Here is a 13085-nt window from a genome sequence, read left to right as displayed (position 1 = left end):
CTACAGGTCGAACTTGGTGATGCGGGACACCAGCGTGAAACCGACGGTGAACAGGGCGGCCACCACCAGCAGCACGGCGATTCCGGCCGCCGACGTGGTCATCGCGCGCATGATGCCCGGCTCGATCGCGTTGATGAGGAACAGGGCGCCCACCGACATGAACCCCAGCGCCCACACGGTGCTCGTGGTCTCGCTGAGGATGGTCTGCACCTCGCGGCGGGTCTCCTTGCGGTTCTCCAGGGTGGTGGAGATGTTGCGCAGCGCCGTGACCAGCGAGCCGCCCGAGCGGGACGACACCACCAGCGTGGACAGCAGCACGCCCAGCTCACGGGAGGGCATCCGCTCGCGCAGGTCCTGCACGGACTCCTCGAAGCTCGCGCCCAGCTTCATCTGCTCGGCCATACGGCCCAGCTCCTCGCCGGCGGGCCCGTCGAGCTCCTCGGCGGCCATCGCCACCGCGGTCGGCAGCGCCAGCCCGGCGGAGGTCGCGTTGCCCAGCACCCGCGCCAGGTCCGGGAGCTGGGCCGTGAACTCCTCGCGGCGCTTGGCCTGGGCGCGGTTGAGGTAGGAGAAGAACAGGAACGCCACCCCGGCCGCCGCCAGCAGCCCGAAGAACGGCGCCAGCACCTGCCAGACCACCACCACCGCCAGCAGCGATCCGCCCGTGAGCCCGACCACGAACGTCGACAGGCGGATCTCGGCGCCCGAGCGGGTGATGCGGCGGTGCAGCCGCGCCCCCCACTGGGTCCGGTGGATCGCCGCGTCCAGCCGCGCCGAGGGGGTGGAGGCCCGGTACTCGGCCTCGGCCAGCGCACTGCGGGAGGCGATCAGGCGCCGCTGCTCGGCGCTGACCGCGAACTCCCACAGCGCCCACAGCACCAGTGCGAGCACCACGGCGAGGCCGCCGAGGATCGCCGCGAACTGCCAGGTCACCGGGTCTCCTTCCGGTCGGGGGCGCGGTTCACCGGACGCCCCGGGGGCCGTGCTCCTCGGGCGCCACACCGAACGCCGCGGGGACGGTCTCGCCCGTGTGGTAGATCCGCTCGGCCACGTACCGGGGGACCGGGAAGTGCAGGAAGCGGCCCTCCACCGAGCGCTGGGGGGTGAAGGGGAGCGACTCGAAGCGCATGACCGGCTCCAGCCGGAACTCCTCCCGGCGCCGCGAGGCCACCACACTGATCTCGTTGACCCGCCGCGACCCGTCCGGCCAGCGGCCCAGGTGCACGATGGCGTCGACCGCGCTGTTGATCTGGTCGCGGATCGCCTCGAAGGGGATGGTCCCCTCGCCCATGCTCGCCAGCGTCTGCAACCGGTGGATGGCGTCGTCGGCCGAGTTGGAGTGCACGGTCGCCAGGGAGCCGTCGTGGCCGGTGTTCATGGCCTGCAGCATGTCGATGGTCTCGGGTCCGCGCACCTCGCCCACGATGATGCGGTCGGGGCGCATCCGCAGCGCGTTGCGCACCAGGTCGCGGATGACGATCGCGCCCTTGCCCTCGATGTTGGGCGGACGCGACTCCAGACGCACCACGTGCTCCTGCATCAGCTGCAGCTCGGCGGAGTCCTCGATGGTGACGATGCGCTCGGTGGAGGGGACGAACGCCGACAGGGCGTTGAGGAACGTCGTCTTGCCGCTGCCGGTACCGCCCGAGACCACGATGTTGAACCGCGAGCGCACCATCGCCGACAGCAGGACACCGGTCGCCGCGTCCAGGCTGCCCATCCGCACGAGTTCCTCGATCGGGTAGGGCTTGGGGAAGCGCCGGATGGTCAGGACCGGGCCCGACAGCGACAGCGGCGGGATGATCACGTTGACCCGCTCGCCGGTGGGCAGGCGCGCGTCCACCATGGGGGAGGACTCGTCCACCCGCCGGTTGACCAGGGACACGATCCGGTCGATGGTCTGGTAGAGCTGCTCCTCGCCGTTGAAGGTGGCGTTGATGCGCTGCATCCGCCCGCCCCGTTCGACGAAGACGTTGTCGGGGCCGTTGACCATGATCTCGGTGACGGTCTCGTCGGCCAGCAGGGGCTCCAGCACGCCCAGGCCGAGCGCCTCGTCGACCACCCGCCGGATGAGCACCGACCGCTCCCGCTCGGAGAGCACGGGGCCCTCGCGGGTGAGGATGTGCCCCACGACCTTCTCCAGCCGGACCCGGCGCTGGGCCAGCGTCAGCCGGGTGAGGTCCTCGAGGTTGATCTCCTCCAGCAGGCGGCGCCGCCAGTGCGTGACGCTTCCGCGGTCGGCGCGCGCCTCGACCGCGCGGTCGTCCTCAAGACGGTCCCTCAGGCCCATACCTGGCTCCCTCCTCACACATTGGGCATCTCCACACGCCGTGTCACGGTCAGGTCGAAGCCCGCGGCGGAGAACACGATCGGCAGCGGATGGGACACCTCCACGTAGAAGCCGCCGCTGCCGTTGGCGCCGCTGGTGACGGTGGCGTCGTCGAGCCAGGACGGCAGCGCCTCGTGCGCGGCCGCCTCCGCGCCCGCCAGTTCCTGGCTCCCCGCCACGCGGGCCCCTGCCCGGGCCGCCGACTCCAGCCGCTCGGCGGCGACGAAGGCCAGGAACGCCTCGATGGCCACGACCGCCGTGAACAGCAGGACGGGAAAGGCGGCGGCGAACTCCAGCAGGGGGCCGCCCCGGTCGCCGTCGCGCCGCCGGACGCGGTGTGCGGCGCTCATCCGACCGAACCCCGCGGCTCCACCTCGGGGACCACCCGCGCCTCCCCGGTGACCCCCCACGGAGTCGACATCCCGGGCAGGAAGACCGGCATGTCCATGGTGACGCGGGCATAGTGCGCCCCGCCGCGCTCGACGACCTCCACCGCCATCACGTCCTCGCCGTCCCACGGGGAGCGGACCCGTTTGCGCGCCTCCTCGTCGATGCGCGCCGCGTCGTCCGGTGTGACCGCCGCCTGCCGCGCCGCCTCCGAGGCGGCGTGCGACGCGTACATGGACGTGATGCCGAGCAGCAGCACCTGCCACACCAGTGCCAGGGACAGCATCAGGAACGGCACCACCGCGGCGAACTCCACGATCACCGCTCCCCGGTCCCCCCGGCGGCGCCGGAGGCGACCGCTTCGGCGCGGGGCGCGTTCAGCGGGGGAAGGCATCGTGGCCTCCCGAGGAGCCGCGGCCGGAGAGGCCCCCGGGCGGCAGGCCCGGCGGCAGGGCGTGGCCGTTGGCGGCGGCCCGCGCCCGGTCGGGGCCGGGGGCGTTGAGGAAGCCCGACACGTCACGGGTGGAGGGCGAGGCGTCCGCGCGGGCGAACCCCCCGAGACCGCCCAGACCGCTCGGCGGTGTGGGAGCGCCGCCCTTGCCGCCGGCCTGCTGGACGGGCGGGCTCAGCAGGTCGAGCTCGGAGGCCAGGCGGGCGAACGCCTTGCGCAGCCCCTCGTCGGTGACCTTGGTGGGGTCGCCGTTGTTCTCCGCCGGCTCCAGCGCCCGGTAGTTGGCCGGGACGGGGGTGCGCAGGACCCGGGTGCCCATCAGCTGCTGCAGGAAGTCCGGCTGGATCTCGTTCTTGCGGCTGTGCCGGGTCATCAGCGCGAACACGTCCTGGCGGGAGCGGATCTGCAGCCGCTCCCACATCGCCATCAGCCGCTGTGCCCCGCGCAGCGCCGGTACGTCCGGGGTGACCGTGACGACCGCCCGGTCAGCCAGCTCGACCGCCATGGCGGTCGCCTCGTTCATGGTGGAGCCGCAGTCGACCACGACCACCTCGTAGCGGGAGCGCAGCGCGCTCAGCACCCGGCGGGCCACGCGCCCGGTCACGTCCTCGCCGCGCTCGCCGTGCTCGGGGGCCAGGAGCACGTGGGGTCCGCGCGGGTCCACGTACAGCGTCTCGGCGAGCATGCCGGGGGTGATCTCGTCGCCCGCGTCGGCGAGGTCCCCGATGGAGCGGCGGTGGCGCAGGTTGAGGAATGCGGGCAGGTCACCGGTCTGCAGGTCCAGGTCGACCAGGCACACCACGCGCTCGGCGGCGGCCGCGGCCAGCGCCAGGTGCACCGCGCAGGTGGTGGCGCCCACGCCGCCCTTGGCGCCGCTGACGGTCAGGACGCGGCCGCGCACCCCCGAGGACGCGGGCAGGTCCAGGGAGGCCGACTCCAGGTGGCGGCGCAGGGTGCGCGACCACTCGGCGGCGCGGGAGACGCGGTTGTCCAGTTCGGCGATCCCCGCGTCGGCGGACAGCACCCCGCGCGCGCCCGCCTCCATGGCCCCGGTGAGCGTGTCGGGGTCCATGGTGGTGGAGACCAGCAGGATCGCCAGCTGCGGATGCCGGTGGGACAGGTCGCGGATCGCGTCGAGCACCGGGGCCGGGCCCAGGTCCTGGTGGACCAGGACGACGTCGAGGTCGGGGAACTCCCCGGCCGCGTCGATGAGCGCCGTCGTGGTGGGCCGCACCGCGACGAGGTCGCTGCCGGGCAGTTCGTCGAAGCGTGCGGCGAGCACCATCTCCGCCTCGGAGGTGGGCATGCCCGCCAGGACTCGGAAGTTCAAGGTCTACCCCCCGTGCGGCGCGAGCCGCGTGTCGCCTGCTGTGCTTCCCTCGTCACCGGATCCGCCGGTGCCGGTGAGGGCCTCGAAGTCCTGGCTGCAGAACTCCGCCTCCCCGGCGGATCCGCCGCCTTCGGCACTCACCAGGGCCAGCCGGAGCTTGGTGGCGAAGTCCTCGGCGTAGGCGAGCTGGAGCGCGGCCTGCGGTTCGAGCCGGAAGGTCACCGGGACGACCCCCGAGACCCCGGTGGTGGTCTCCTGGGTGCGCAGCTCGCCGATGCCGAGCACCTCCACCTCGGTCAGGATGCGCACCGCGCACGCCTGCCCGTGGTCGCGCGCCTCGAAGGTCGCGTAGATGTCCACGAAGGAGCCGCGCCGGACCTTGCCGGCCACACCGGTCTCGGCGTCGACCATGATGGCGACCTCGCGCTCGCCCGAGGTGAGGGTGGGCTGGGGCTGCACCATGCCCTGCTGCAGGTAGGACCCCGCCTTCAGGGCCGTGGCCGCCACCAGCTGCTGGTCGTCGGGCGTCTCGATCAGCGACAGGTCGCTGACGAACACCTCGGGGTCGAAGTAGCGGCCCGGCACCTGCACCCGCTCCACGGACTCCTCGCCGAGGGGCTGGTAGGCCTCGACGTCCTCGGTCAGGCGCAGGACCGTGGCGGAGGCGCCGAGCTGCTCCTCCTGGGACCTGAGGTAGGTGAACACGGAGACGAACACGGCGACGGCGCCGATGGCGGCCAGCGCCATGAGGAGGACACCGCGTCGCTGACGGGGGTTCATAGGGGGTGTTTTCCGTTTCCAGGCTCGTTGCGGGGCACCGCCCGCCCGAGGCGGGGACCTAGAAGGAGTAGGTCCGCGGGGCCTCGGGGCGGGCGCGGCCGTCGGGCGTGCTTGCCTCGTGGTGGTCGGTGGAGGGCGGTCTGTGGACGGTGCCCCAGGGCGGGGTCTCCGGAGGAGGCCGGTGGTCGTGCGGAGGAAGGTCCTCCCGCGAGGCCGGGAGCTCGGGTGCGGTCCGCGGCGCGGGGCGGCGTCCGCCCGGTGCCGCTCCGCCCGGCGGCTGCCGGGTCCGGTGGGGCCGCAGCGGGGTGCGGGCGGTGTCACCGGCGCAGAACGGGCAGGGCCTGGCCGCCATGGGCTCCCCGCACCAGTGGCATTCGGAGGCCCGGACGGCCCCGGCCGCGTAGGCGAGGGCCTGCGGGTGGGCGCTCAGCGCCACGAACTCCACGTACTTGGTGGTGCCCCAGTAGGCGGGGCCCAGAGGCTGGGCGGGCAGGGTCCGGGTGGCGACCGGTTGGATCGCCTGCGGCAGGTGGTCGTCGAAGACCCGGGTGATGCCGGGGTCGGGTGTGGAGCACAGCAGCTGCACCGGCTGCACGGGTCTGAAGGGCAGGTGGTCGGCCACCTCGGCGGGGCGCAGCCTGCTCACCCGGGGGACAGGGGCGCAGTAGGCGAGGAAGGACACCGACGGGGCGAAGGAGCCCATGCTCTGGCGTCGGGAGGTGGGAATGGTCTCCAGGCCCGCCACCGACTTGAGCCAGGCACCGGCGAGCAGGTGCTTGGGCAGTTCGGTGCTGAGCGCGGCGATCATCCCCGGCGGAAGGTAGGGGGCGAGGTAGGCGAGCTGGTCGGCGACCAGGGACAGGGACAGGGGCGAGAGGTCGACGGGTATCCCCGCGATGTGGTCGGTGCACAGGGCGCCGCGTGCGAAGTTGACGGCCCGTTCCGCGTCGGACGAGCGCCAGGAGGGGTAGAGGGCGACGACCTTGCGGCCGGCCTCGACCTGCTCCCTGGCAAAGGCGACGAAGGCGGCGCTGCGTTCGCCGATGCCGTCGCCGAGCATCGCGAACCGCTGCGCCCGGACCTCGCCCACGTGGCCCGTGCTGGGGACGTCCGCCAACAGGGCTACGGCCGTCTCCGACCGTGGTAGGGCTCTGGACACTGGGCAGGCTCCATCGGTTCCGCGCTGGACAGATGCGCCGATCGGCTTTCCCTGGGAAGGGGGGTACTCGGTCGCATCGTAACGAATGTGTGCCGGGCCGCGGGAGGCCTCGTCTGCGCGCCGTGGTCTGCGAGGTCCGCGGTGGTCAGGAAATCTGGGTGCGGGGCCGGAGGCCCTCGGGTTCGCCCCGGGTGCCTACCGGGCAGGCAGAGGAGGAGGACCGCGGTTGGGGAGGGCGGTCCCGGTGAACGGGGGGAACGCGCTCCGTGGCCGCAAGTGGCCAGAGGGTGGACAGATCGACGAACGGCTGGCCTGGGTGCATGTGTCCTCTTCTTCTGCCTCGATGCATGCTGCTTGTCTCCTGCTGCTCTTCCTCCCCTGCTGTCGCGCTCGCCTCTGCTGATACCCATCGGCCGCGAAGACCTATCCCAGAATGCCCGCTGGATCGCCTCGCCACCAGTGCCGTCGGTCGGACTGTGGACAACATCCGGGGCCTGCTGCGGTGCGAGGGGCCCCTGTTCCGGCAGGCAGGGATGTTCCGGGCGCCGTGTTCGCCCCTGCGAGGATTGGCCGGGAATCCCCGGGGAACATTCAGGGGTGGCTTCGCGTCATATCGTGAGAAGCCACGCGCCCCCTGAGGAGTCGAACGATGCGCAAGGAAAACCGTGCTGCGGCCGGTGCCGCCGCCTGGCAGGTCATCCAGAACACCGACAGCCGCATCTCCGTGTGGCAGCGCCTGGCGGCCGTCCCGCGCATGCTCTGGTCCGGGCTGCGCGGCCGCTACCCCGAGCTCGGCAGGTCCAAGCTGATCGGGATGCTCCTGATGGCCGCCTACATCGTCTCGCCGATCGACTTCGTCCCCGAACTCTTCATTCCGCTGCTCGGTCTGGCCGACGACGTCGGTATCGCCGTCTGGCTGGCCACCATGGCCCTGGGCGAGAGCGAGCGCTTTCTCGAGTGGGAGCGCCGCAACCAGGCCCAGCAGGCCTTCCAGCAGGCCAATCCGGACCCCCGCGCCGGGTAGCCCCAGGAGGGACACGCCCCCGGCGCCGGCAGGCGGTAGGACCGGAGGACCGGACGCGACGACAGGGCTCCGCGCAATGTGCGCGGAGCCCTTCGCGCGGAAAAAACCCTTGCCCGGGAGGCTCCGCGGTGGAAGACCGCCGCTGCCCGGACCGGACAGGGGAGCGACATGGACATCGAACTCATCGGCACGGCCTACCTGTGCGAGGACCCGCGTGCGGCCGCCGACTGGTTCGCCGAGCACCTCGGGTTCGAGATCGGCGCCGACCTCGGCTGGTACGCCAACACCCGGCACCCCCGGCACGGGAACCTGTCCCTGGACTTCGTCGGGCGCGATCACGCATCCTCCCCGGAGGGGCTGCGCGGGCGCTCCGTGGCAGGTGCCCTCCTGGCCTTCCTCGTCCCCGACGCCGACGCCGAGGAGAAGCGCCTGCGCGAGGCGGGCCTGCGGATCGTCCTGCCCCTGGTCAGCGAGCCCTGGGGCAGGCGGCGCTTCCAGGTCGCCGGTCCCCAGGGACTGTTCGTGGAGATTCTCCAGAGGGTCGAGCCCGACCCGCGGTGGATGCGCGAGAACGGGCTCGCCGAGTAGCGGTCCGCGTGTTCAGAGGTGCGCGGCGAGCGGGCCCAGCACCGGCGTCCACTCGCGCACCTGCACGTCGGTCACCAGGCCGTTCCGGCGGAAGGGGTCCTGTTCGGTGTGGGCCACCGCGTCCACACGCGTGTCGGCCCGCAACAGCAGCAGCGCACCCGGCTCGTCCTCGGGACCGAACGGACCCGAGCACAGGTTGACGCCCTTCGCCGAGAGTTCGTCGAGGTAGGCGCGGTGCGCGGGCCGGTGCTCGTCGCGTGCGGCGGCGCTGCCCTCGGCATAGACGTAGGTGACGGCGTAGACGGCCATGGCGGCCTCCTCGGTGCTCGGCGGACGGGGGCAGGCGCCGCCACTGTGCCACAGCACCGCCGCCGCGGCGGTGCTCGCCCCCGTGTGTCGGGCCGTGGCGGAGAACCTGCCCACCGAGGTCCGAGTCCCGCACTGCCCCTGGCGCAGCCCCGACCGGAACCCGGGCAGGGCCGGGAACCCCTCTCCGGCTCCCGGCCCCGGGCCGTTGCAGGCGGTCCCAGTGTCTCAGGTCCGTCGCGCGGGTGCCTCGGCCGGTAGGGGACAGGGGCCTGCACCGGGGCGCGGACCCCGTGGCGGCGGGACCGATACGGACCGGGGCGACGCGTACCGAAGTGTGCGGTTCTTCCTCGATCGCGCCCCCGCCGGGGAGCCGTCGAACGAGGACACAGGCCCCTGACCGGCGCGTCACCAGCGACAGAGCACCCGCGACGCATCCACGATACGAAGCGAGCCCGCACGGCGGTGCAGCGCCTTGCGGGCCCCGACCCCGAACGAACCCACAACAGAAAAGGAAGAACGGGATCTGATGTTGCAGACTATCCCCTCTCCCCGCCATCCGGACAAGAATCCGCCGGGGACCCCTCCCTCTCCCGCCCTGCCGCAGTGGCCGGACGACCCCCGGCTGCCCCGCGTGCCCCAGCAGCCGGTTCCGCGCCGGCAGCCGCGTCCGGCCTATCCGGACCTCCCGCTCCAGTTCACCTCCCCGGCGTCCGACGCGGCGCCCCTCCTCGGCCCGGTCTGCCTGGCGGTGTCCGGGCGGCCGGGGCACTGGGAGGTGTGCGGCCACCCGTCCTGCCGGAGCCGCCGCGCCCAGGGCATGCGGCGCCTGGGCGGCCACCGGGCCGAGTACACCCGCGAGCACCTCCAGGCCGCCGCCGTCCAGGAGTCCCACCAGGACCTCGTCGTCTACTACGGAGAGGCCACCCAGTCCTTCTGGGCGGTGACCCCGACCGGACTCGTCGAGGCGCGCGACGTCGACGCACTCCTCCTCGCCCTGCGGCCGCACGCCGCATCGGAGGCCGAGACCGCCTTCGCCCTGGAGCCGGGCACCGCTGCGGAGCTCGATGCCCTTGTCGGCACCGACACCCTCCTGGAGTTCGGGCCCGTCCGCTCCTACGAGAGCGTCCCGGCCTGAACGGCAGGCACGGCGGGGCCCGGGCGAAGGAGCCCGGGCCCCGGTCGGCTCTCGCGGGGACTACACGGCCGCGGTCAGCCGCTGGGTGGAGACGTCGAACACCGCGTCGCAGGAGTCGCGTACGTCGTCGTTGTGGGTGGCGATCACCACCGCACAGCCCTCGCGGGCCATCTCCCGCAGGGTGTCGACGACCATGCGCCCGTTGTCCTCGTCCAGTGCTCCGGTCGGTTCGTCGGCCAGGACCAGCGAGGGCCGCTTGACCATCAGGCGGGCCAGGGCGATGCGCTGCTGCTCGCCGCCGGACATGCGGTGCACCTTCTCCTTCTCGCGTCCGGCCAGGCCGACGCGCTCCAGGGCCCGGGCGTGGAGCTTGCGGTCGCGTCCGGCCACGTCGAGGTTCTCCCTGATGGTGGCGTTCTCCATCAGGGCGTAGTTCTGGAACAGATAGCCCAGGTGCGCGCGGCGGAAGCGGCGCCTGCCCCCGGCTCCGAGGCGGGTGATCCTCGTGCCGTCGTGGAGGATGTCGCCGCTGCTCGGCTTCTCGAGGAGTCCGAGGCAGTTGAGCAAGGTGGTCTTGCCCGAGCCGGAGGGGCCGACGAGGGCGAGCATCTCCCCGGTGGGGACGGTCAGGTCGACGTCCTGCCACAGGGTGCGCTCACCGAAGGACTTGGTCAGTTGGAGGGTGCGGATCACGGGGGCTCCTTAAGCCTGGGAGGCGCCTTCACGGACGATGCGGCGGTGGAAGGACACCAGTGTGACGAGGATGATCGAGAGGGAGACCAGGGCGATCCCGGCAGCGTGGAAAGGTTCGGCCCCGGTGGTGTTCATGGCTTCGACGGGAACCATGGGCAGGGCCGGATCGTCGAGTGCGGCCAGGGTGGTGACGGTGTCCCAGGTGGCCCAGCCGGTGAACGCGGCCGCGATGAGTACCTCGACGGTCAGCAGCCGCCGGTGAGTGGCGATGAAGGATCATCGCCGTGTAGGCGAAGGAAAGGATCCGGTTGGGCATGGTTCTCTATTGGGGGGGGGGGTGGGGGTGCTGGGGTGTCCGTCGGCGACGGTACGGACGGTTTCCCTGGTCAGCGGTGACCCGGTGCCGCCGTGTGAGACGCGGCGCGGTGGCGCCCGACGTGCCGCGGTATCCCCGGAAGCGCGGGGGTTCGGCTCCGCATGCTCTTCCTAACCGACGGCCTCGCGCCACCACCAGTGGTGCGGTGGCATACCGGGCGGGACCGCGTTCGGTGACCCCTTGACACCGGAGAGCCGGTAGCGGAGTTCTTCGTCGATCTCCTCGACGTCTTCCCGGTCCACCAGCGAGAACGCCGCGCCGCCGAGATGGTTCTCGAACAGGTTCTCCAGCACGGAGCGGTGGAAGCACGCCGTGTACCACCTGTCCTCCAGATCGGAGGTGGCGTGCTCATGTGCGGTCCAGGCGTAGTCGTCGAGCTCACGCCGGCGCGCGGTGACGCGTTCGGTGACCGCCGAGCGGTATCCGGGGCCGATGCCCTCGCCGCCTTGGACGGTGGCGAGCAGAAGCGCGGTGAGGGAGCGGTCGAGGGGAATAGCGTCATGCTGTAGTTCACGCAGAGCCGCGTCGAACAGTTCATGGCTGCCTGCCTGTCGGCCGTGGACAGGCCGGACGGGCGGAGACGGCCATCGGTGCTCCTCCAACCACACGCTTCCGTCGGGTTCGACCCGGACGGTGGCGGACAGGGTGACGGTGAACAGGCCGCCTTCGGAAAACTGCCGGTGGAATTCCAGGATGCGGTGGTTGCCGTGGGGAACGCGGCGGTCCGCTGTCAGTTCCCCCTCGCGCAGTGTCCGCGATGCGGCTTGGTAGAGGGCAGAGAGCTCTTCGGTGTCGGAACGCTCGCCGGTCGGCAGGTCGCCGTGGTAGCGCTTGGCCTGGGTGACGGCGAGGACGGGGTGGTCGTAGGTGATGCTGTCCGCGGACGCGCGCAGGGCATCGACGAGTCCGTCTCGAGAAAGACCGGGGGAAAGACGGATGCCGGTGCGCTCCACGCGTGCGGCCTCGGCGAGGTCGGCCTCCAGCCGGCGCTGTACGAGGCCGGGGTCGGCGGCCAGGCGCTCCGCTGCCTTCTCCTGCGGTGTGGGGTTCTCGTTCATGCGTACTCCGGGTGGTGGGGGGAGGGGTTCAGGGTTCGAGTTCTTCGTAGTGGCGGCGGTACCAGCGTTCTGCCTCGCTCATGTCTTGCTTTTTGGGGGCTCGCCACCACCAGTGTGAGTCGGGAACCCAGTCGGGGATTTCGTGCTCGCGTATGGGCGGGGCGTCCTCGGCGACCTCCCTGATGTCATCGTCGATGGACTCCATGTCCTCGACCAGGTGGGGGAGGCTGATCTCCTTCCAGGGGACGAAGTGGTCGTTGAGTATCTGCAGAGTGCTTCGGTAGACGCAGGCCCTCTCGTATCCCTCCATTCTCCCGCGCCCTACGTAGATGCCGCATGTGAGCATGTATCTGTCCAAGTGATTTTTGGTGTTGGGGAGGTTGAAGAGTTCCCTCAGCTCACCCTTTTGGTCGGCGAACCTTGGGCTTTCATTGTTTTCTTTGGTGAGGAGTTCGCTGACCCATATAAGTAAATTCATTGCTTGCCTTGTGCTCCCTTCCCATTTGTTTTCTTCTCCCTCCTTGAGGATGGTTTTGACTCTTTCCAGTAGTATCCAGGGGTCGTGGATTTCGAAGTCTTCAAGGGCCATGTTCGGTCTCCTGGTCGGTTTGGTTGAAGATTGCTGTGATGATGTTCGGGTTTCTTTGAAGGAGAAAGATCTCCTCTGGTCAGGGGGTTCCCCCTTTTGTCGGTGTCATTCGTTTTGCGTGGGTCCCCGTCTGTGCTGTACGAGGCCGGGGGTTCCGCGTGATCCTCTCCTGGGTGTGGGGTTCTTGCTCGGTTGGTGGGGGTTCAGGGTTCGAGTTCTTCGTAGTGGCGGCGGTACCAGCGTTCTGCCTCGCTCATGTCTTGCTTTTTGGGGGCTCGCCACCACCAGTGTGAGTCGGGAACCCAGTTGGGTATTTCGTGCTCGCGTATGGGCGGGGCGTCCTCGGCGACCTCCCTGATGTCATCGTCGATGGACTCCATGTCCTCGACCAGATGGGGGAGGTCGATCTCTTCCCAGGGGACGAAGTGGTCGTTGAGTATCTGCAGAGTGCTCCGGTAATCGCAAGTCTGCTCATATCCATCCATTCTTCCGCGCCCCAAGTAAATATCGAGCTGAATCGTAAAGCGATGGAGATGTTTCTTTGTGCTGGGAAGGTTGAACAGGGAGGTCAAGTCCTTCTTGAAGTCTAGGAACCGTGGGTCGGAGAAGTTTTTTTCCTGCAAGATCCCCTTGAGTAAAACTAGTAGCCCTAGTGCCCTTTCTGTTTCTGCCTGTGTCTCTTTTTTGAGTACTTGCTTCACCCTTTCTGCCATGGCCCAAGGGTCTTTTATTTCGAAATCTTCAGAGATCATGTGAGGTTTGCTCTTTTTGGTTGAAGGGTATCGTGGCGAAAGTCGAGTCCAGTTTCGGGTAGAGAACCCCCCTCAAGATATATAGTTCTTCCCACCCTGTCGATCTCATGTATTCTTTCTGTTCT

General features: G+C 70.2%; 17 protein-coding genes. 4 read left to right on the top strand and 13 right to left on the bottom strand.

Going from position 1 to position 13085, the window contains the following annotated elements:
• The 7 genes from FHS13_RS12835 to FHS13_RS12805 all read right to left on the bottom strand — a co-directional run bounded on the left by FHS13_RS12835 (position 1) and on the right by FHS13_RS12805 (position 6394).
• A complete protein-coding gene (locus FHS13_RS12835) occupies positions 1-933 on the bottom strand; it encodes a type II secretion system F family protein (RefSeq protein ID WP_184291897.1) in 933 nt (310 codons plus the stop codon).
• 28 nt (positions 934-961) lie between these two features.
• On the bottom strand, positions 962-2290 hold the full coding sequence (locus FHS13_RS12830) for a TadA family conjugal transfer-associated ATPase (protein ID WP_184291895.1): 1329 nt from the start codon (positions 2288-2290) through the stop codon (positions 962-964).
• A 14-nt stretch (positions 2291-2304) separates the two neighbouring features.
• Complete coding sequence (locus FHS13_RS12825; protein ID WP_184291893.1) at positions 2305-2679, bottom strand: TadE/TadG family type IV pilus assembly protein; 375 nt, start codon at positions 2677-2679, stop codon at positions 2305-2307.
• Positions 2676-3032 carry a pilus assembly protein gene (locus tag FHS13_RS12820; protein WP_343065022.1) on the bottom strand — a complete coding sequence of 119 codons (357 nt, stop codon included), beginning with the start codon at positions 3030-3032 and terminating at the stop codon, positions 2676-2678. Before FHS13_RS12820 ends, FHS13_RS12825 begins: the two co-directional genes overlap by 4 nt.
• A 61-nt stretch (positions 3033-3093) precedes the next feature.
• Complete coding sequence (locus tag FHS13_RS12815; RefSeq protein ID WP_184291889.1) at positions 3094-4497, bottom strand: CpaE/TadZ family protein; 1404 nt, start codon at positions 4495-4497, stop codon at positions 3094-3096.
• Positions 4498-4500: 3 nt separating this feature from the next.
• On the bottom strand, positions 4501-5277 hold the full coding sequence (cpaB, locus tag FHS13_RS12810) for a Flp pilus assembly protein CpaB (protein WP_184291887.1): 777 nt from the start codon (positions 5275-5277) through the stop codon (positions 4501-4503).
• A 58-nt stretch (positions 5278-5335) separates the two neighbouring features.
• Complete coding sequence (locus FHS13_RS12805; protein WP_246405263.1) at positions 5336-6394, bottom strand: hypothetical protein; 1059 nt, start codon at positions 6392-6394, stop codon at positions 5336-5338.
• Positions 6395-7085: 691 nt separating this feature from the next.
• On the opposite strand from FHS13_RS12805, the gene FHS13_RS12800 reads away from it, so the two are divergent.
• The gene (locus tag FHS13_RS12800) at positions 7086-7460 is read left to right on the top strand and encodes a DUF1232 domain-containing protein (RefSeq protein ID WP_184291885.1); all 375 of its coding nucleotides are present in this window, start codon (positions 7086-7088) and stop codon (positions 7458-7460) included.
• Positions 7461-7628: 168 nt separating this feature from the next.
• Complete coding sequence (locus FHS13_RS12795; RefSeq protein WP_184291884.1) at positions 7629-8048, top strand: VOC family protein; 420 nt, start codon at positions 7629-7631, stop codon at positions 8046-8048.
• Between the two features lie 12 nt (positions 8049-8060).
• Here the strand turns inward: FHS13_RS12795 and FHS13_RS12790 are convergent, their stop codons facing one another.
• The gene (locus FHS13_RS12790; RefSeq protein ID WP_343065007.1) at positions 8061-8471 is read right to left on the bottom strand and encodes a YciI family protein; all 411 of its coding nucleotides are present in this window, start codon (positions 8469-8471) and stop codon (positions 8061-8063) included.
• 412 nt (positions 8472-8883) lie between these two features.
• On the opposite strand from FHS13_RS12790, the gene FHS13_RS21495 reads away from it, so the two are divergent.
• Complete coding sequence (locus FHS13_RS21495) at positions 8884-9492, top strand: hypothetical protein (RefSeq protein ID WP_246405262.1); 609 nt, start codon at positions 8884-8886, stop codon at positions 9490-9492.
• A gap of 60 nt (positions 9493-9552) precedes the next feature.
• Here the strand turns inward: FHS13_RS21495 and FHS13_RS12780 are convergent, their stop codons facing one another.
• The gene (locus FHS13_RS12780; RefSeq protein WP_184291881.1) at positions 9553-10185 is read right to left on the bottom strand and encodes an ATP-binding cassette domain-containing protein; all 633 of its coding nucleotides are present in this window, start codon (positions 10183-10185) and stop codon (positions 9553-9555) included.
• 9 nt (positions 10186-10194) lie between these two features.
• Positions 10195-10320 carry a hypothetical protein gene (locus FHS13_RS21755; protein ID WP_281388783.1) on the bottom strand — a complete coding sequence of 42 codons (126 nt, stop codon included), beginning with the start codon at positions 10318-10320 and terminating at the stop codon, positions 10195-10197.
• Here FHS13_RS21755 and FHS13_RS21750 point away from each other — a divergent pair.
• Entirely contained in the window at positions 10319-10447 is a 129-nt protein-coding gene (locus tag FHS13_RS21750; protein WP_281388782.1) for a hypothetical protein, read from the top strand. The genes FHS13_RS21755 and FHS13_RS21750 overlap by 2 nt on opposite strands.
• Before the next feature lie 224 nt (positions 10448-10671).
• Here FHS13_RS21750 and FHS13_RS12775 read toward each other — a convergent pair whose 3' ends face one another.
• The 3 genes from FHS13_RS12775 to FHS13_RS12765 all read right to left on the bottom strand — a co-directional run bounded on the left by FHS13_RS12775 (position 10672) and on the right by FHS13_RS12765 (position 12960).
• Complete coding sequence (locus FHS13_RS12775) at positions 10672-11619, bottom strand: hypothetical protein (protein WP_184291879.1); 948 nt, start codon at positions 11617-11619, stop codon at positions 10672-10674.
• A gap of 28 nt (positions 11620-11647) precedes the next feature.
• Positions 11648-12208, bottom strand: a complete 561-nt coding sequence (locus tag FHS13_RS12770; protein WP_184291877.1) for a hypothetical protein — start codon at positions 12206-12208, stop codon at positions 11648-11650.
• A 203-nt stretch (positions 12209-12411) separates the two neighbouring features.
• Positions 12412-12960 carry a hypothetical protein gene (locus FHS13_RS12765; protein WP_184291876.1) on the bottom strand — a complete coding sequence of 183 codons (549 nt, stop codon included), beginning with the start codon at positions 12958-12960 and terminating at the stop codon, positions 12412-12414.
• Between the last annotated feature and the right edge of the window lie 125 nt (positions 12961-13085).

Origin of the sequence: Nocardiopsis algeriensis, from assembly GCF_014203695.1 — a bacterium.
GTDB classification, from domain to species: domain Bacteria; phylum Actinomycetota; class Actinomycetes; order Streptosporangiales; family Streptosporangiaceae; genus Nocardiopsis; species Nocardiopsis algeriensis.
Note: the sequence above shows the minus strand (reverse complement) of the source record. Positions and strands in the feature narration are given on the sequence as shown.

Bases quoted from the DNA above. Each gene is read 5' to 3' on its own strand.
- FHS13_RS12825 (WP_184291893.1), bottom strand. From the start codon at position 2,679: ATGAGCGCCGCACACCGCGTCCGGCGGCGCGACGGCGACCGGGGCGGC.
- FHS13_RS21495 (WP_246405262.1), top strand. From the start codon at position 8,884: ATGTTGCAGACTATCCCCTCTCCCCGCCATCCGGACAAGAATCCGCCG.
- FHS13_RS12770 (WP_184291877.1), bottom strand. From the start codon at position 12,208: ATGGCCCTTGAAGACTTCGAAATCCACGACCCCTGGATACTACTGGAA.
- FHS13_RS21750 (WP_281388782.1), top strand. From the start codon at position 10,319: ATGGCTTCGACGGGAACCATGGGCAGGGCCGGATCGTCGAGTGCGGCC.
- FHS13_RS12830 (WP_184291895.1), bottom strand. From the start codon at position 2,290: ATGGGCCTGAGGGACCGTCTTGAGGACGACCGCGCGGTCGAGGCGCGC.
- FHS13_RS12775 (WP_184291879.1), bottom strand. From the start codon at position 11,619: ATGAACGAGAACCCCACACCGCAGGAGAAGGCAGCGGAGCGCCTGGCC.
- FHS13_RS21755 (WP_281388783.1), bottom strand. From the start codon at position 10,320: ATGAACACCACCGGGGCCGAACCTTTCCACGCTGCCGGGATCGCCCTG.
- FHS13_RS12795 (WP_184291884.1), top strand. From the start codon at position 7,629: ATGGACATCGAACTCATCGGCACGGCCTACCTGTGCGAGGACCCGCGT.
- cpaB (WP_184291887.1), bottom strand. From the start codon at position 5,277: ATGAACCCCCGTCAGCGACGCGGTGTCCTCCTCATGGCGCTGGCCGCC.
- FHS13_RS12800 (WP_184291885.1), top strand. From the start codon at position 7,086: ATGCGCAAGGAAAACCGTGCTGCGGCCGGTGCCGCCGCCTGGCAGGTC.
- FHS13_RS12765 (WP_184291876.1), bottom strand. From the start codon at position 12,960: ATGATCTCTGAAGATTTCGAAATAAAAGACCCTTGGGCCATGGCAGAA.